19 protein-coding genes are annotated in these 17,028 nt (G+C 67.6%); 10 read left to right on the top strand and 9 right to left on the bottom strand.

The annotated features are described in order from the left end of the window. Positions 1-31 precede the first annotated feature (31 nt). Positions 32-1,510 (bottom strand): MFS transporter, encoded by a 1,479-nt coding sequence (locus J2X67_RS10915; RefSeq protein WP_309952943.1) that lies wholly within the window; start codon positions 1,508-1,510, stop codon positions 32-34. A 135-nt stretch (positions 1,511-1,645) separates the two neighbouring features. Here J2X67_RS10915 and J2X67_RS10910 point away from each other — a divergent pair, with 135 nt between their 5' ends. From J2X67_RS10910 to J2X67_RS10895, 4 genes are all read left to right on the top strand, one after another. Further along, complete coding sequence (locus J2X67_RS10910) at positions 1,646-2,227, top strand: phosphatidylglycerophosphatase A (RefSeq protein ID WP_309952942.1); 582 nt, start codon at positions 1,646-1,648, stop codon at positions 2,225-2,227. Next, complete coding sequence (locus J2X67_RS10905) at positions 2,221-2,748, top strand: CinA family protein (RefSeq protein WP_409050483.1); 528 nt, start codon at positions 2,221-2,223, stop codon at positions 2,746-2,748. Before J2X67_RS10910 ends, J2X67_RS10905 begins: the two co-directional genes overlap by 7 nt. Positions 2,749-2,858: 110 nt before the next feature. Next, positions 2,859-3,353, top strand: a complete 495-nt coding sequence (locus J2X67_RS10900) for a nuclear transport factor 2 family protein (RefSeq protein WP_309952939.1) — start codon at positions 2,859-2,861, stop codon at positions 3,351-3,353. Then, the gene (locus tag J2X67_RS10895; RefSeq protein ID WP_309952938.1) at positions 3,350-3,667 is read left to right on the top strand and encodes a GNAT family N-acetyltransferase; all 318 of its coding nucleotides are present in this window, start codon (positions 3,350-3,352) and stop codon (positions 3,665-3,667) included. Before J2X67_RS10900 ends, J2X67_RS10895 begins: the two co-directional genes overlap by 4 nt. A gap of 21 nt (positions 3,668-3,688) precedes the next feature. Here J2X67_RS10895 and J2X67_RS10890 read toward each other — a convergent pair whose 3' ends face one another. Then, positions 3,689-4,471, bottom strand: coding sequence for a UPF0149 family protein (locus J2X67_RS10890; RefSeq protein WP_309952937.1), 783 nt, complete (start codon positions 4,469-4,471; stop codon positions 3,689-3,691). Between the two features lie 56 nt (positions 4,472-4,527). Here J2X67_RS10890 and J2X67_RS10885 point away from each other — a divergent pair, with 56 nt between their 5' ends. Next, positions 4,528-6,225, top strand: a complete 1,698-nt coding sequence (locus J2X67_RS10885) for an FMN-binding glutamate synthase family protein (RefSeq protein WP_309952936.1) — start codon at positions 4,528-4,530, stop codon at positions 6,223-6,225. Beyond that, positions 6,222-7,139, top strand: coding sequence for a hypothetical protein (locus tag J2X67_RS10880; protein ID WP_309952935.1), 918 nt, complete (start codon positions 6,222-6,224; stop codon positions 7,137-7,139). Before J2X67_RS10885 ends, J2X67_RS10880 begins: the two co-directional genes overlap by 4 nt. A 29-nt stretch (positions 7,140-7,168) precedes the next feature. Here J2X67_RS10880 and J2X67_RS10875 read toward each other — a convergent pair whose 3' ends face one another. Next, positions 7,169-7,573 (bottom strand): putative toxin-antitoxin system toxin component, PIN family, encoded by a 405-nt coding sequence (locus J2X67_RS10875; protein ID WP_309952934.1) that lies wholly within the window; start codon positions 7,571-7,573, stop codon positions 7,169-7,171. Between the two features lie 159 nt (positions 7,574-7,732). Here J2X67_RS10875 and J2X67_RS10870 point away from each other — a divergent pair, with 159 nt between their 5' ends. After that, positions 7,733-8,158: a surface-adhesin E family protein gene (locus tag J2X67_RS10870; RefSeq protein ID WP_309952932.1), complete on the top strand. Its 426-nt coding sequence runs from the start codon at positions 7,733-7,735 to the stop codon at positions 8,156-8,158. Positions 8,159-8,180: 22 nt separating this feature from the next. Here the strand turns inward: J2X67_RS10870 and J2X67_RS10865 are convergent, their stop codons facing one another. Further along, the gene (locus J2X67_RS10865; protein ID WP_309952931.1) at positions 8,181-9,431 is read right to left on the bottom strand and encodes a THUMP domain-containing protein; all 1,251 of its coding nucleotides are present in this window, start codon (positions 9,429-9,431) and stop codon (positions 8,181-8,183) included. A gap of 124 nt (positions 9,432-9,555) precedes the next feature. Here J2X67_RS10865 and J2X67_RS10860 point away from each other — a divergent pair, with 124 nt between their 5' ends. Genes J2X67_RS10860 through J2X67_RS10850 form a run of 3 tightly spaced genes read left to right on the top strand, consistent with a single transcriptional unit; the run spans position 9,556 to position 11,445 of the window. After that, positions 9,556-10,185: a cytochrome b/b6 domain-containing protein gene (locus J2X67_RS10860; RefSeq protein WP_309952929.1), complete on the top strand. Its 630-nt coding sequence runs from the start codon at positions 9,556-9,558 to the stop codon at positions 10,183-10,185. Further along, positions 10,182-10,760, top strand: a complete 579-nt coding sequence (locus J2X67_RS10855) for a YceI family protein (RefSeq protein ID WP_309952928.1) — start codon at positions 10,182-10,184, stop codon at positions 10,758-10,760. Before J2X67_RS10860 ends, J2X67_RS10855 begins: the two co-directional genes overlap by 4 nt. A gap of 52 nt (positions 10,761-10,812) precedes the next feature. Continuing rightward, on the top strand, positions 10,813-11,445 hold the full coding sequence (locus tag J2X67_RS10850) for a YceI family protein (protein ID WP_309952927.1): 633 nt from the start codon (positions 10,813-10,815) through the stop codon (positions 11,443-11,445). Positions 11,446-11,486: 41 nt separating this feature from the next. On the opposite strand, the gene J2X67_RS10845 is transcribed toward J2X67_RS10850, so the two are convergent. The 5 genes from J2X67_RS10845 to J2X67_RS10825 form a co-directional block, all read right to left on the bottom strand. After that, positions 11,487-13,091, bottom strand: coding sequence for a phospholipase D family protein (locus tag J2X67_RS10845; protein WP_309952926.1), 1,605 nt, complete (start codon positions 13,089-13,091; stop codon positions 11,487-11,489). A 9-nt stretch (positions 13,092-13,100) separates the two neighbouring features. Next, positions 13,101-14,690 (bottom strand): RNA polymerase factor sigma-54, encoded by a 1,590-nt coding sequence (gene rpoN, locus J2X67_RS10840; protein ID WP_309952925.1) that lies wholly within the window; start codon positions 14,688-14,690, stop codon positions 13,101-13,103. A gap of 17 nt (positions 14,691-14,707) precedes the next feature. After that, positions 14,708-15,502, bottom strand: coding sequence for an LPS export ABC transporter ATP-binding protein (gene lptB / locus J2X67_RS10835; RefSeq protein WP_309952924.1), 795 nt, complete (start codon positions 15,500-15,502; stop codon positions 14,708-14,710). Continuing rightward, a complete protein-coding gene (gene lptA / locus J2X67_RS10830) occupies positions 15,499-16,218 on the bottom strand; it encodes a lipopolysaccharide transport periplasmic protein LptA (RefSeq protein WP_309952922.1) in 720 nt (239 codons plus the stop codon). Before lptA ends, lptB begins: the two co-directional genes overlap by 4 nt. 154 nt (positions 16,219-16,372) lie before the next feature. Then, the gene (locus J2X67_RS10825) at positions 16,373-17,020 is read right to left on the bottom strand and encodes a thiol:disulfide interchange protein DsbA/DsbL (protein ID WP_309952921.1); all 648 of its coding nucleotides are present in this window, start codon (positions 17,018-17,020) and stop codon (positions 16,373-16,375) included. Positions 17,021-17,028 lie beyond the last annotated feature (8 nt).

The following is a 17,028-nucleotide window of genomic DNA, read 5'->3' as shown; positions in this document are numbered from 1 at the left end:
GCGATGCAACGCGCCGCACCGCATTTCCTTCTTATCGATTGCGCGCGGCCGTTGCAAACCGTGCAACGAGCCATGCCGCCAACGCCGGCGCGAGCGCAAAGCTTGCAAACAGCCAGAAGGCGGCCGAGCGAGCGCCCGCCACGCCACCCGGAGCGGCAAGGCCGCCCGCGTTTGCGACCAGCCCGGCAACCGCCGCGCCCACAGCCATGCCGTAGAGCTGCACGGTAGTGATGGAAGCGGAGGCCAGGCTTTCTTGCCCTCTGGGTGCGAGCGACATCACGCGCGTGACCAGGTGCGGCCAGCCGATGCCCACGCCCAGCCCGACCGCGCCCAAGGCAAGGGCGACAAGCAGCGTTTCCAATACCGCGCCAAGGCGGCCATGGCCTGGCATCAGCACGGCCAGTGCCACCAGGCCCAGGGTGCAGGCCACCGGCCCGGCACGCAGCATGCGGTCGGCGCCCGCACCGCTGCGCCCCGATGACAACAGCGAACCCGCACTCCACCCCCCGGCCATTGCCGCCGTGAGGTAGCCCGCCAGCAACGGCGAATGCCCGTGCAGCAGTTGCAGGAAATACGGCACGAAGATCTCGGTGGTGGTGCCGATCATCAGCAGCACCACGCCGGCATAGATGGCGCCCAGCGGCGTGCGCACCGCATAGGCGCCGGTGGGCAGCAACCGCACGGCGGCGCGTCCGTCCACACGGGTAGCGGCCACACCAAGCCCGAGCCCCGCCGCCACGCCGGCGGTTTGCCAGGCCAGCGCCGGTGCGAACTCGCTTGCGGCAATCAGCAGCACCGACGCCGCCAGCAGGCCGATCTGCAGGGCGGGAATGCGCGGCATGCCCGCCGGCCGCTCGTGCCGCACGCCGGCGCCGGGCCGCAACTGCACCGCAACCAGCAGTGCCTGCAGTGCCGCCAGCGGCAACAACGACCAGAAGGCCCAGCGCCAGTGCCCCGCCTGCGCGAAAAGGCCGCCGACCGCCGGCCCGCAGAGCGTGGCCACGCCCCACATTCCAGACACCAGCGCCACTGCGCGCGGCCAGAGCCGCGGCGCGAACACGAGCCGGATCAGCCCGTAGCTCAGCGCGGCCAGCAAGCCGCCGCCCACCCCCTGCACCGTGCGGCCCGCAAGCAGCCAGGGCATGGCCGGTGCCAGGGCACAGCCTATCGAGCCGGCAGTGAATGCCGCCAGCGCAACCAGGCACGCACCGCGCGGTCCCAGCGCGGCGAGCAGCCGCACCGAAAGCGTGGCACCGACGATCGATCCGACCACGAAGAGCGTGGTGCTCCAGGCATACCAGTCGAGCCCGCCGATTTCGTTGACCACCGAGGGCAGCACCGTGGTCACGGTGTGCACGTTGACGGCGTGCAGCGCGACGCCGCCTGTCAGTGCAAGGGAGCGCCAGCCGTTGCGGCCCCGGAACAACTCGCCCCAGGCGGCGGTGGAGGGGTTTGAAGCCTGCGAACCGGGGTCGGCGGCAGACGCGGATGCGGCGGGTGGGGCGGTCATCGGGTCGGCGCCCCGCGAAGGAGCGAATGTCGAGAGAGAGGGCCCGATACTAGGCCGCAGTCGTTATTTAAACAAGATAGTTCTTTGATTAATAGGGGCTTCGGCCTGCCTGTGGATGCGCGACACTTCGCTGTGATGCAAGCCGCTCCTCCGCCTCCTTCTTCTCCATCCCCTTCATCGCCCGGGCCCATTCCGGTTGCAGCGCCTCGCCGGCCCACGAAGGCTTTTCTGCTCTCGCACCCTGCGCACTTCATTGCCCTGGGGTTCGGCTCCGGGCTGCCGCGCGTGGCGCCCGGCACGGTCGGCACGCTCTGGGCCTGGGCGGCTTTCGTGGTCATGCAGCTGTGGTTCACGCCGGCGACCATCGGCTGGATCATCCTTGCTTCGCTCCCCGTCGGCTGGTGGGCCTGCAGCGTGACCGCGCGCGACATGGGCGTGGCAGACCCGGGCTGCATCGTCTGGGACGAAGTGATCGCGTTCTGGATCGTGCTCTGGCTGGTTACGCCGGCCGGCCTGCTGGCGCAGGCGGTGGCGTTCGGGCTGTTCCGTTTCTTCGATGCCGCCAAGCCGGGGCCGGTGGCCTGGGCGGACGGGCTGTTCAAGCAGCGCAATGCCACCGAAGTGCGTTGGTGGCGCGCGGGCTTCGGCATCATCCTCGACGACCTTGTGGCGGCGTTTTGCACGCTGCTGGTCATTGCGCTCTGGCGCGCATGGTGAACTTCATGAACCCCTCGGCCCCCTACAGCGTTCTTGCGGACCTGGACACGCCCGCCCTGGTTGCGGCCACCGCCGGGCTGCTGCTGAAAAAAGGCTGGATGCTCGCCACGGCCGAAAGCTGCACCGGCGGGCTCATTGCCGGCGCCTGCACCGAACTGGCGGGCTCCAGCGCCTGGTTCGAGCGCGGCTTCGTCACCTACTCGAACGCAGCCAAGACCGAGCTGCTGGGCGTCGATGCGGCGCTGATCGAGGCCCACGGCGCGGTCAGCGAGCCGGTGGCGCGCGCCATGGCCGCAGGGGCCATCGCGCATTCGGCCGCACGCGCGGCGGTGGCGGTGACCGGCGTGGCCGGCCCCACCGGCGGCAGCCCCGACAAGCCGGTGGGCACCGTGTGGTTCGGCTGGTCGATCGACGGGCAGGTGCGAACCGAGCGGCGCCGCTTCGACGGCGACCGCGCCGCGGTGCGCGCGGCCACGGTGCACTACGCACTGCAAACGCTGGCCGGCCTGCTCGGCCCGTAGGCCGGCCCGCTGCAACCCGTCGCGCCGCGACTGCCGCCGTCTATGATTTCGCGCTACGCGGCATTTCGGCCACGCAGCCATCGCACGTCATCCATAAGAAAGACACATCAATGACAGCAGCAGCCAATGCCCAGACCATCGAACGTTTCTACGAGGCGTTTGCAAGGCTCGACGCCGCCGCCATGGCCGCCTGCTATGCAAGCGATGCGCAGTTCGACGACGAAGCCTTTTCATTGCGCGGCCGCCAGCAGGTGGGCGGCATGTGGCGCATGCTTTGCAGCGCAACCAAGGCCGGCGGCGCCGACGTGTGGAAGCTGACGTGGCGCGACGTGCATGCCGACGAAACCAGCGGCGGGGCGCACTGGGATGCGCACTACCGCTTCAGCGCCACCGGCCGGCTGGTCGACAACAGCATCGATGCGCGCTTTGGCTTTACGCCCGACGGGCTGATTGCCACGCACCGCGACAGCTTCGACTTCTGGGCCTGGTCGCGCCAGGCGCTGGGCGCGCCCGGACTCCTGCTCGGATGGACGCCGATGCTGCGCAAGAAAGTGCGCGCCACCGCGGCCACCAATCTCGTTACCTATCTCGCACGCCAACCATGAGCAACAGCAACAACCTCGCCATCACCAACAACGAAGCTCAGCACCGCTACGAAGCCGCGCTGGAGGGCCAGCTTGCGGCCTATGCCGAATACAACCTGCTGACCGACGCCATCATGTTCACCCACACCGAGGTGCTGCCCGAGCACGAAGGCAAGGGCGTGGGCTCGGGCATTGCGCGGCATGTGCTCGACGAGGCACGCGCCAGGGGCCTCCACGTGATTCCGGTGTGCCAGTTCATTGCAGGCTACATCCGAAAGCACCGCGAATACGCGGACCTGGTGCGGCCGGACATCCAGCGCGCCTTCAAGATCTGAAGGCGGCGTGCGGCGCCTGGGTCAGGCGCCGTGGCACTTCTTGTATTTCTTGCCGCTGCCGCAGGGACACGGGTCATTGCGGCCCGGCTCGGCTTCCTTGCGGATGGTCTCGACCTTCGGACCCAGGCTCTTCCAGAGCTGGCGCAGGTCGTACACGGCCCAGATGGCGGCGCCGAAATCGTCCAGCCGCTGCTGGCTCACGCTGGGCGGGGCATCGTCGCTGTACATCGAGAGCGTGGGCTTGGCCTTGTCGTCCTCGGTGAGCGCAACGATGTTGTCGAGCGCGTCGTTCAGCATTTGCGCGGCTTCCTTGTCGCGCGGCGCGGCCCAGTCTTCGGGCCAATTTTCTACCGCGTACATGAAACCCAACGCCCACACCTGGGCGAACGAGGGGATTTCCTCGCCCTCGATCTCGGCGCGCTCTTCCTCGGGCAGCGACGCAATGGCGCCGCGGGTGTCGAGCACCTCGGGCTGCCAGCTGCGCTCGTCCTCGAGCGACTCCACGTCGGCGTCCAGGCCTTGCTCGATTTCGAGCCAGCGGCGCTTCCAGTTCCAGACAAACTCCATGTGCTGGGCCGGAACGAAGCCGTCGCCCAGCAGCACAGGCCAGTATTCGGAGGGGTCGATGGGCCGGCGGGTGCAAATCAGCGCGGCCATGAAGCCTTCGCAGAACTCCCATTGGGGAATCTCCTCGTCATGCTCGCGCATGGCGTCGAGCGCCTGGTCGAGGGCGTCGAAATCGTCGGGGCCGAGGGGCGTGGAGGCGGGCGCTGCGGCCTGGGGGGTGTCGTTGGTGGTGGTCATGGCAAGTTCCGGGCAGCCCTCTATGATGCAGCAGGCTCCGGCAGTCATTTCACCCCATGTCCACGATTATTCCGTTTCCGACGCGTTACAGCGCCTTTGCCCTGTGCGTGGCGGGCCTCGTTGCCAGCCTGGCCGCCGTGCTGGTGTCCCCGCACCTGTGGTTCGCCTGGGTGGCGCTGGTGGTTTTCGGGGCGCTCAGCGCCACCGGCGTGCACGACTTGCGGCAAACACGCCATGCCATCCTGCGCAACTACCCGGTCATCGGCCACCTGCGCTTTCTGCTGGAATTCATCCGGCCGGAAATGCGCCAGTACTTCATCGAAAGCGACTCCGAGGCCGCGCCGTTCTCACGCGCCCAACGCTCGCTGGTGTACCAGCGCGCCAAGGGCGACCCCGACAACCGGCCCTTCGGCACGCAGCTCGACGTGACCATTGCGGGCTACGAGTGGATCAACCACTCGATGCAGCCGACCAAGCTCGACAACCACGACTTCCGCATCGTGATCGGCGGCACGCCGCAGCCTTCGGAGGCCAACCCGGCCCAGGTCTGCACGCAGCCCTACAGCGCGAGCGTGTTCAACATCTCGGCCATGAGCTTCGGCGCACTGTCCGCCAACGCCATCCTCGCCCTCAACCAGGGCGCCAAGATGGGCGGCTTTGCGCATGACACGGGCGAGGGCTCCATTTCGCAGCACCACCGCGTGCACGGCGGCGACCTGATCTGGGAAATAGGCTCGGGCTATTTCGGCTGCCGCAACGACGACGGCACCTTCAACGCCGAGCGCTTCAGCGCCAATGCGCGCGACCCGCAGGTGAAGATGATCGAGATCAAGCTGAGCCAGGGTGCCAAGCCCGGGCACGGCGGCGTGCTGCCCGCACCCAAGGTCACGCCCGAAATTGCGGCGGCGCGCGGCGTGCGGGTGGCGGTCGACTGCATTTCCCCCTCTTCGCACAGCGCGTTCACCACGCCCATCGAGATGATGCATTTCATCGCGAGGCTGCGCGAGCTTTCGGGCGGCAAGCCCACGGGCTTCAAGTTCTGCCTGGGCCACCCGTGGGAGTGGTTCGCCATCGTCAAGGCCATGCAGGCGACCGGCATCACGCCCGACTTCATCGTGGTGGACGGGGCCGAGGGCGGCACGGGCGCCGCGCCCGTGGAGTTCAGCGACCACGTGGGCGCGCCGCTGCAGGAAGGCCTGCTGCTGGTGCACAACACGCTCATCGGCGTGAACCTGCGCCACCGCATCAAGCTGGGCTGCGCGGGCAAGGTGATCACCGCTTTCGACGTGGCCCGCATGATGGCGCTGGGCGCCGACTGGTGCAACGCGGCGCGCGGCTTCATGATGGCGCTGGGCTGCATCCAGGCTCAAAGCTGCCACACCGGCCACTGCCCCACCGGGGTCACCACGCAAGACCCGGTGCGCCAGCAGGCGCTGGTGGTGCCGGCCAAGGCCGACCGGGTACGCAACTTTCACCGCAGCACCCTGCATGCGCTGCAGGAGCTGGTGCAGGCCGCGGGCCTCGACCATCCCCAGCAGATCACCGCGCACCACATCGTGCGGCGCATTTCCGACACCGAGGTGCGCCTCTTGAGCAACCTGGTCATGCAGGTGCAGCCGGGCGCCCTGCTCGGCCCGCTGGACAAGCAGCACAACGTGTTCCGAACCTACTGGCCGCTGGCCAGCGCCGAGAGTTTCCAGCCCGTGACACAGGGGCCGCACGGCCTGGTGTCGAGTCTCCCGCTTGCCGCATGAACCCCTTGCGACGCGGCGGGTCGGCGCGATTGCAAAGCGCCAAGGGTGCGGCCTCGGCGCCTGCGCCACTGGATGCGCAGCCTTTTGTGCCGGGGCCCGGCGACTACGCCGAGTTCTTGCGCGCGGCCTTGCCCAAGCAGCAGAAAAACGTGGCCAGCCACCGGCTGGGCAGCGAACGCGTGTGGCTCAAGAAAGCCGGTCCGCGCCACGGCAAATGGGGCTACCGCGTGATGGCTGCGGTCGCGCGCATGGCGCGGCTGGACATCATCAAGCCGGTGCCCAACCCCGGCGGCGAAACGGCCATTGCCACCGAGGCCCGGCGCCTCCGCCAACTGGGGGCTGCGGGCCTTCGCGTGCCCGCGGTGCTGGCGCAGCAGCCCGACGGCCTGCTGATTTCCGACCTGGGCCAAAGCGGCCGCAACACCGTGGTGCTGCAGGAAAAGCTCGACCAGGCCGCCGCAGCCGGACCGGCCGCGCTGCTGGCCGTGTGGCGCGAGGGGCTGACGGCCATTGCCAGGGTGCACGTGCACGGCCAGCACCTGAGCCAGGCTTTCGACCGCAACCTGGTGCAGTGCCCCGACGGGGTCATCGGCTACATCGATTTCGAGGACGACCCCTCTGAAGTGATGACGCTGGCCGAGTGCCAGGCGCGCGACTGGCTCAGTTACCTGCACTCCACGGCCATGATGCTCGAGGCCGCAGCACCCGAAGCCGCCGGCGTGCACTGGCATGCCGCGCTTGCAGAAGTAGGCGATGAAGTTCGCGCACGCATCGCCGAGGCGGCGCGGCGCATGAAGTGGGCGCAGCGCCTGCCCGCCAGCCGCCGCTGGGGCCGCGACACGCAGCGCGTGCGCGCGGTGGCGCGGCTGCTGGGGCGATGGCACGGCGCCGGGGCGGCTTCGGCCAACCGCTAGCCCTGGCCGGCCTTGGCCACCCTGGCCGGCTAGAACGCCAGCACCGCCTGTACCACCACGCCCTGCACGGCGAGCCGCTTGCGCATCGTCAGTACCGCCTGGTCTTTGCTGAGCAGCCGCGCGCGCCGCGCGACCGCCAGGTCGATGAAGACCTGGTCGTCCGGATCCTTGCACACGCACGGTGCGCGCGGAGGCGTTTCGGCAACCAGCAGCACGCGCTCGTCGAAAGCCGCCAGAACGCTCTGCGGCGCGAGGTTCCGGCGCGCCAGGCGGGCTGCAATGAGCGGATAGCCGAGCACCCGCTCGAGCTCGTTGCGCATGGCGGCAGTAGCCAGCCAGCGCAGTTCGCTGGCGGCAAGGGCGGCGGCCAGCGGCAGGCAATCGGGGTTGTCGAACACCAGCAGGTCGAGCGCGATGTTGGTGTCGATCACCACGAAGGCGCCGGGTGCGGCGTTTGCTTCTGCTGGAGAAATGGAGATTTGTGCGTTTGGAATAACCCCGATGTTGCACCATGCGCTATCGCAAACGCAAACGGCGCAGTCCATTCACAATCTGCTCCCCGACCCGTGCGCGGCGCCCTCCAACCTCTGACCATGAAACGACTTTCCCTGCTGCTGCTCGTCCTTTGCGCCGGCCCCCTCGCCCATGCGGAATGGCTCACCCTGACTGGTTCGCCCGGGGAAGCGGCCAACACCTATGTGCAGGTCGATCCGACCAGCGTGGTGGTCGATGGGAGCAAGCGGCTGGTGGCGGTGCGGATCAGCCTGGCCGAGCCCCGCGCCGGGCACGACGGCCTCAAGTTCCGGTCTGTCGCGGCAAAGGCGAGCGTCGATTGCGAAGCGCGCAAGGCGCGCTATGTGAGCGCCACCTACTTCGCCGAGCCAAACTTCGTCGGGCCGCCCCTGGCCGTGCGCGAGTTCGAGGAAGGCGACGTTCGTCCGATGAATTTTGCCGGCCTGCCGGGCGACCTGGCAGGGCGAACGGTGAACGCGGCGTGCGGCGTGGGCGCGGCGAAATAGCCCCAACGCCGCTTGGCCGCGGCTACTTCCGCGCCGAGCCGGCCACCATGTCGAAGCGGAACAGCCGGCACTCGATGGGGCCGTTCCACATCGGCACGCGGCGCGACTCCTTGAGCCGCATCTGCCGGGGCAGCTTCAGGTCGGGCGTGAGCACCCAGGCGGTCCAGCCGGCGTAGTTTTTCTTCCAGTGCGTGGCAAGCTGCGGAAAGAACTCGCCGCCATCGCCGGCCTGCCCGCCTTCGCCGCCTGCTGAATTGCCGGGCGTCTGCGCGGCCTCACGGGCACCGAAGCGCGCGACACCGCCCACTTCGATCCGCTCGCCGTAGGGCGGGTTGAGCATGATCACGCCGCCTTCAGCCGGCGGCATGCGCTGCAGCGCGTCGCCGCCGCGAAATTCGATGGCGTCGGCAACACCGGCGCGTTCTGCGTTGCGCTCGGCAAAGTCGACCATGCGGTGTGAAACATCGGAGCCGAAGATGGCAACCTCGCGCACGGGCGCAGTCGATTGGGCGGCCTTCCTGATTGCATCCCACACGTGCGCCTGGAACGGCAGCAGCTTTTCGAAACCGAAGCGCCGCAGCGATCCCGCCGGAATGCCGCGCGCAATTTGCGCCGCCTCGATGGCAATGGTGCCGCTGCCGCAGCACGGGTCGTACAGCGGCTCGCCGGCCACTGCGCCGGTTTCGGGGTTCCACCAGCCGCTGGCGGCCAGCATGGCGGCGGCCAGGGTTTCCTTGAGCGGCGCATCGCCTTTGTCTTGCCGCCAGCCGCGCTTGAAGAGCGGCTCGCCCGACGTGTCGATGTAGAGCGTGCAGTGATCGGTGGTCAGGTGGGCGAACACACGGCAATCGGGCCATTGCGTTTCGATGCTCGGGCGCACGCCGTTGGCCTTGGCGCGAAAACGGTCGGCAATGGCGTCCTTGATGCGCAGCGTTGCAAAGTTCAGGCTCTGCAGTGGGCTGTGCTGGGCCGTGGTCTCGATCTTGAAAGTCTGCTTGGGCGTGAACCAGATCTCCCAGGCCACGCCGCTAGCAATGGCGTACAGGTCGTTTTCGCTGCGATACGGCGCGTGGGCCAGTTCGACCAGAACGCGTTGCGCGAGGCGGCTGTGCAGGTTGAGCTTGAGCGCGTCGCGCCATTCGGCGCGCACCCGCACGCCGCCGCGCAGCGTGAGCAGGTCTTGCCCCACGCGGCCGGTGAGCGCATGGACTTCTTGCGCCAGGAGTTCCTCGACGCCGGCGGCGCAAGGCAGGAAAAGGGAAAGATCGTTCACAAGGGGTTCGCCATCGTCATCGGCTGCTGGGGAAACGCCATTGTCGCCGCGCTTGGCACGGCTCGTGCGATGCCTTCGTCTCTTCCGATATATGCTCCGCGCACAGGCCGCTGGTCCTGCTTCGATGCCCGCCGACACACCCCTACCTTCCGCCCCAGCCGCAGTTGCCGATGCACGCCCGTCCGCCCCGCAAGAACTGCGCTACGGCCCGGTTGCCATGGGGCTGCACTGGCTGCTTGCGGCAATGATCGTCGCCTCGCTCGGGGTCGGCCTCTACATGACCGGCCTGCCGCTCTCGCCCGCCCGCATCAAGCTCTACAACTGGCACAAATGGGCCGGCGTGGCCATCCTCCTGCTGTCGGCCCTGCGGCTGCTCTGGCGGCTGCGCCACACCCCGCCGCCGCTGCCGGCGCCCGCGGCGGCCGCCATGCCGCGCTGGCAGCGCACCGGTTACCGGGCGAGCCATGCGCTGATGTACCTGCTGTTTATCGCGGTGCCGCTGTTCGGCTGGGCCTACAGCTCGGCAATGGGTTTTCCGGTCGTGTGGTTCGGCCTGCTGCCGCTGCCCGACTTCATGCCGGTGGACAAGGAACTGGCGGAGGCCGTGCTGAAGCCGCTGCACAAGGGCAGCGCGTTCACGCTGGCTGCCGTGGCGCTGCTGCACGTGGCGGCAGTGCTCAAGCACCAGTGGATCGACCGCGACGGCATCTTGAAACGCATGTGGCCCGCGCCACGCAAGGAATCTTCCCAATGAAGCGCATTCTTCGCTTGTTCCTTGCGGCGGCGGCGCTCACGCCGCTGGCCCCCGCGGGTGCCGAGCCGGCGGGCCCGGCCCGGCTCGTGGCCGACAAGAGCCAGATTGCGTTCGTCAGCAAGCAGATGGGCGTGCCCGTGGAGGGCACCTTCAAGAAGTTCGACGCGCAGGTCGCCTTCGATCCGAGAAAGCCCGAAGGCGGCACCGTCGCGCTGCAGATCGACACGGCGAGCGCATCGCTCGGCGTGCCGATGAGCGATGCCGAACTGCCCAAGCCGCCGTGGTTCGACACCGCGCATTTTCCGCAGGCCAGCTTCCAGTCGAACGCCATCAAGGCGCTGGGCGAGGGCCGCTTCGAGATGGCGGGCAAGCTCACCATCAAGAACGTTTCGCGGCAGGTCACGGTGCCGGTGACCATTGCGCCCGCCGGCAATCTTGCGGTGGCCACCGGAAGCTTTACGATCCAGCGGCTCGACTACAAGGTGGGCGATGGCGAATGGACCGATACCTCGGTGGTCGGCAACGACGTGCAGGTTCGCTTCAAGTTCACTCTCGCGGGCCTCGGTCCGCTTTGAGCCGCCGTTTCTTCTTCCCAAACCGTTTTTTTCACGAGCACGCCCCTTTGCCATGAAGAAGCTCTCCATTGCTGCCGCGCTTTCTGCCGCGGTTCTTGCCGCTCCGGCCCTTGCGCAGGAATACACAGCGCCACCCGTGGCCGCCAAGCCCGCGGGCGGCCCGGTCAAGAATGCCAGCTACGTGATCGACCCGACCCACACGTTCGTGATGTACGAAATGGGGCACTACGGCACCACCACCAACCGGGGGCGCTTCAGCACGAAGGACGGCTCGGTGCAGATCGACGCCGCCGGCAGCAGCGGCAAGGTCGACATCACCATGGACATCAGCTCCATCAACACCGGAGTCGACCTGCTCAACCGCCACGTGCAAAGCAAGGACTTCTTCAACGTGGCCGAGTTTCCGACCGGCCGCTTCGTGGCGGACCGCATCGAGTTCAACGGCGACAAGGTGGTCGACGTGCCCGGCACGCTCACGCTCATGGGCCAGACCAAGCCGGTCACGCTGAAGGCCGTGCGCTTCAACTGCTACCTGAACCCGCTCATCAACCGCCAGGTCTGCGGCGGCGACTTCGAAGCCACGGTGCAACGCAGCGACTGGGGCATTACCTGGGGGCTGAACTTCGGCTTCGAGAACAAGGTGAAGCTGCTGGTGCAGGTTGAAGCGGTGAACGTGCAGCAGTAGACCCGCGCTGCTGCCGGGCCATGCGCGAAAGCTGGGCCCGGCTACAGCAGGCTCTCGGGTGTGAGCGGAGACAGCAGTTCGAGCATTGCGCGGCCCCAGAAGTCGGAGTCGGGCTCCTCGTTCAGCACCGTGGTCTTGCCCGCCTCCTCGCTGATCCACTCGATGCGCGACTTGCTGCCGTCCTCGGCGAAGCGCAGGCGGTAGGCGCCCTGCTGCTTGAGCACATCGATGAGCTTGAGCGCCTGTTGCGCCATCTCGGGGCTGCGGATGAAGAGACCGATTTCGGTGTTGTGCGTTTCCGAGCGCGGATCGAAGTTCATCGAGCCGACGAAAAGTATCTGCCGGTCGATTACCGCCGACTTGGCATGCAGCCGGCCCACCGAAGTGCCGAAGAGCCCCAGCCGCACGCTGCGGCGGGTGCGCGTGGTGCTGAGCTCATACAGGTCGGCGCCCAGCTTCAGCATGTCGGGGCGGTAGCGGCGGTAGGCGGTGTGCACCAGCGGCTCGTCGGTGGCGGCCAGCGAATTGGTGACCACGCTGATCTTCACGTTGCGCCGGCGAATGTCGCGCATGACCTCCAGGCCGGCCTCGCCCGGGATCAGGTAAGGCGAGACGATGGTCACTTCGGAGCGCGCCCGCCGCATCTGCTCGACCACGTTGTAGCGCACGCTGTCGACATCGAGCAGCGGCACGCCGCCGTAAGACGCGGTCTTGCCGATGACACGGTCGGGCGAATCGGCATAGGCCTCGGCAAGGGCCCAGATCAGGCCGAGCTTGCCGGCGGCAAGGTCTTCGGCCATCGGGCTGTAGCCGAGCAAATCGTTGGGCGCGGGCCGGGGCGGCGGCGGCGTGGTGTCGGGGCCGGTGGCGGCTTCGAAGCGCTTTTGCAGTTCTTCATGCGCGAGGCGGCTGGGCACCACCGACTGGATCGGCCGCACATAGGGGCTGTTCCAGTACTGGTCGAACAAGGTGCCGAGCCGCGGCACCAGCGCGCCGGTCACGAAAGTGTCGAGGTCGAGAAAATTCTCGCCCGCCGTGCGTCTGAAATACTGGTTGCCGATGTTGCGCCCACCCGCCACGGCCATGGCCCCGTCGGCAATGAAGAGCTTGTTGTGCATGCGCCGGTTGACGCGGCTGAAGTCGAACAGCGAGGCCGTGAAGCGCTTGAGCAGGCTGCCGCGCCCGGCCGGAAACGGGTTGAAAAGGCGCAACTCGACGTTCGGCGTGGCGGCAAGGCCGAGCAGCAGCTCGTCCTCGCCCGAGGTGTAGAGGTCGTCCATCAAGAGGCGCACGCGCACGCCGCGCGCCGCCGCGTCGCGCAGGGTGCGCAGCAGGTAGCGGCCGGTTTCGTCGTTCTCGATCTGGTAGTACTGCACGTCGAGCGTGCGCTGGGCGCGGCGCGCGAGCTGTATGCGCGTGTCGAAGGCAAAGTCGCCGCCGGGCATCAATCGAAAGCCGCTCAGGTCGGGGTCGGGCTGCGAAGCCAGCGCGATCTTGCCCAGCGCGGTGTCTGCCGACACGGCCATGGCCTTGGTGGGCGCACGCGGCGCCTCGTCGGGCAAGGTGGCGCAGCCGCCGATCAGCAGCGCAGACGCCATGGCCACAAGCCATTGCCCACAGCGCGACGGCAGGCGGCGGCGGGCCATTGCGGCTTTCTACAGCGCCTTGCGAAGGTTGGCGGGCGCGATGCGCAGGGCCTCGCGGTACTTGGCCACGGTGCGCCGCGCGCACTCGATGCCCTGCTCCTTCAGCATCTCGGAAATCTGGCTGTCCGACAGCGGCTTCTTGATGCTTTCGGAACTCACGAACTGCTTGATCAGCGCACGCACTGCGGTGCTCGACGCATTGCCGCCGGTTTCGGTGCCGAGTGCCGAGCCGAAGAAATATTTGAGCTCGACCGTGCCGAACGGTGTGGCCATGTACTTGGCCGTGGTTACGCGCGAGATGGTCGATTCGTGCAGGCCGAGCTCGTCGGCAATCTCACGCAGCACCAGCGGGCGCATGGCGAGCTCGCCGTGCACGAAGTAGCTCTTTTGCCGCTCGACGATGGCATTGCTCACGCGCAGGATGGTGTCGAAGCGCTGCTGTATGTTCTTGATGAACCAGCGCGCCTCCTGCAGCCGCTGCGACAGGGCCTGGCTGCCCTCGCCCTTGTGCGACTTGAGCGCGCCGGCGTAGATGTCGTGCACGCGCAGGCGCGGCATTACCTCGGGGTTGAGCATGACGCGGAACTTGACGTTGGTGCCGCGGCCGACCTTGGTAACGATGACGTCGGGAATCACGATGTTGCGCTCGACGTCGACAAAGCGGCGGCCCGGCTTGGGCTCGAGGCGCGAGATGACCTGCAGCGCCGAGCGCACCAGGTCTTCGTTGGTGCGGGTAAGCGTGGCCAGGCGCTTGAAGTCGCGCCGCGCGAGCAGTTCCATCGGCTGCTTGCAGATGGCGATGGCGGTCTTGCGGACCAGCGCCTGCTCTTCGGTTTCGTTCTTGCCGGCCAGCGCGCGCAGCTGGATGCTCAGGCATTCGCCCAGGTCTCGCGCGCCGACACCGGCGGGCTCCAGGCTTTGCAGCAGGCCGAGCGCCACCTGGAAGTGGTGGACCAGTTCGTCGAACTGATCGTTGTCGTCGCCTGCAAGGCCCGAGGCCAGGGCGGGTAGCGAATCTTCGAGGTAGCCGTCGTCGTTGAGCGATTCGATCAGGAAGCGCAGCGCGGCGCTGTCGTTCTCGTTCAGGCGCAGGCTGAGCGCCTGCCGGTGCAGGAAGGACTGCAGCGACTCCTGGCTGCGCGCGAGTTCGGTGGCGTCGGCGCGCTCGTCGTCGCCAAGGTTGTTTTGCCGCGCGGGCGCGTCGCCGCCCCATTCGCTGTCGTCCGGCGCCATGTCGACGGTGCCGTCGCCTTCCCAGTCGGGCTCGCGCTCGGCAATGTCGGCGGCGGGGGCGTCGGCCTCGGTGGTGGGGGTTTCGGACGCAGAGGTGGTCGCGCTGCTGGCCGGCAGCGAGGCGAATTCGCCTTCGCCGGCCTCCGCCGCTTCATCGCGCGGAGCCGGGGTGTCGACGGCGTCGAGCCCGAATTCCTCGCGCGCCGCTTCTTCCGCGGTGCGTTCGAGGAACGGGTTTTCGTCGAGCATCTGCTCCACTTCCTGGCTCAGTTCGAGCGTGGAGAGCTGCAGCAGCCGGATCGACTGCTGCAACTGGGGCGTGAGCGCCAGGTGCTGCGAGACGCGAAGGGACAGCCCTTGCTTCATGGAGACCGACTCCTCCCTTACATCCGGAAGTGCTCGCCGAGGTACACCCTGCGTACTTCGGCGTTGTCGACGATCTCCGAGGGTGTGCCTTGTGCCAGCACATGCCCGTCGCTGATGATGAACGCGTGATCGCAGATGCCCAGCGTTTCACGCACGTTGTGGTCGGTAATGAGCACGCCGATGCCGCGCTCCTTCAGAAAGCTGATGATCCGCTGGATTTCGATCACCGCGATGGGGTCGATGCCGGCAAAGGGCTCGTCCAGCAGGATGAAGCGCGGCTGCGTGGCCAGCGCGCGGGCAATTTCGACCCGGCGCCGTTCGCCGCCCGAAAGCGCGAGCGCCGGGGAATCGCGAAGGTGGTCCACCCGCAGGTCGGCCAGGAGCCCCGAAAGGCGTTCTTCGATGCGCTGCTTGGTGAGTGGGGCAGGCTTGCCGTTGCCGTCGGGTTCGCGCTGGAGTTCGAGCACGGCACGCACGTTTTCCTCGACGCTGAGCTTGCGGAAGATCGACGCTTCCTGCGGCAGGTAGCTCAGGCCCATGCGGGCGCGGCGGTGAATCGGCATGTGCGCGATGGGTTCGCCGTCGATGGTGATCTCGCCGGCATCGGCACGCACCAGGCCCACGATCATGTAGAACGAGGTGGTCTTGCCGGCGCCGTTGGGGCCGAGCAAGCCCACGACTTCGCCCTTTTGCACATCGAGCGAAACGTCCTTGACGACCTTGCGGCTGCCGTAGCTTTTTTGCAGGCCGCGCACCACCAGGCGGCTGCCCGGCGTGCCATCGGCGTTCTGGTGTCCTGCGGTTTCGATCACTTGCGCCCTTCCCCGTCGGTGTCGAGGGTGGTGCTCGGGCGCAGGCCGGTTCCTGGTGCCGGCTGGGGCGCCGCGGGGGCCGGCCGTGCGCCGGCACCGGGCGCCGGAGCGCCCGGTGCGGTGGCGCTCTTGGGCGTGAGGATGGTCCTGACCCGTCCGCCCGATGGTGCGTTGACCCCGGCATTGGGCGGCACGGTGGAGCCGTTGACCGTGTAGGTGTCGTTGCTCTGGTCGTAGACGATGAGCGCACCGGTGCTTTCGTCGTTGGGCGTGGCGCCGATCAGGCGGCGCATGACGGCGTTGCGGATGAACTTGACGTTGTCGGCGCGGCTGTCGTACTCGATGACTTCCGACTCGCCCTCGATCCACTCGTCGGGCGCGTTGCGCTTTTGCTTGTAGTAGGCCCGCTTGCCCGGCGCAGCGGTGACCACGCCGTACTGGTAGCCCTCGGCGTCCTGGCGCACGTCGATCCGTGCGCCCCGGATGATGATGGTGCCCTTGGTAACCAGCACGTTCCCGGTGAACACGCTGGTCTGCTTGAGGTCGTCGTAACGCATGGCGTCCGACTCGATGTTCATCGGCTTGCTGCGGTCGGCGGTTTCAGCCAGGGCACCGGAGACGGCACCGGCCAGGCACAGCGCGCCAATGCAGAGGCGGGCCAGGCGGCCGGCGCAACCAAGAAGAGGAGTGGTGTTGGAGTAGGAGTGCGATGTCATAGAGGCACGAAACTTGCTCTGCATTGTATGCGGCGGATCGCGCCAGCCCGGCGCGCACAGATGAAAAAGCCCGCCAAAGCGGGCTTGACATCCACCGGGGAATGCTGCGGAACCGGCATTTGCCGGGACCGCCGCTTTGCCCCTGAAGGGCGGGTCAGCCCTTCTTGGCTTCGCCGATCAGGTAGTTGGTGACCTGGAGCGCCTTGGTCATGTTGCCGGCCAGCTCGCCGTCCACGTACCAGCGGCCGCCCACGGCCAGCGCCGGAACGCCGGCCACCTTGTAGGCTTCGGTCAGCTGCGTGGCGCGCTTGGCCTTGCTGGCCACGCTGAACGAGGTAAACACTTCCTTGAACTTGGCGCCATCGAGGCCGTTGGCCGTGGCCCAGGCGATGATGTTGGCGTCGCCGTTGACGTTCTGGCGCTGCTTGTGAATGGCGTTGAAGATCTTCGGCTGGAATTCCTCGACCTTGCCCATGGCTTCGAGCGCGTAGTACAGGCGCTGCTTGGATTCGACGTCGTTGCCCACGAATGGCACCGGCACGCGGCGGAAAGCCACTTCCTTGGGGGCCGTCTTGAGCCAGGCTTCGAGCTGCGGCTCGAAATCGTTGCAGTGCGGGCAGTTGTACGAGAAGAACTCGATCACCTCGACCTTGCCGGCGGACGCGTCGACGGGCACGCGCTTGTCGAGCACCAGGTACTCGGTGCCGGCCTTGGGCGCGCGCGCCTGGGCATGCGCCGTATTGCCAGCCAGCGAAATCAGACCGAGCGAAGTGGCGGCCAGCGAAAAGTCACGACGTTTCATTGAAAAAG

This window comes from Variovorax sp. 3319, assembly GCF_031456585.1.
GTDB lineage: Bacteria > Pseudomonadota > Gammaproteobacteria > Burkholderiales > Burkholderiaceae_C > Variovorax > Variovorax paradoxus_P.
This window is presented reverse-complemented; position numbering and strand designations above follow the sequence as displayed.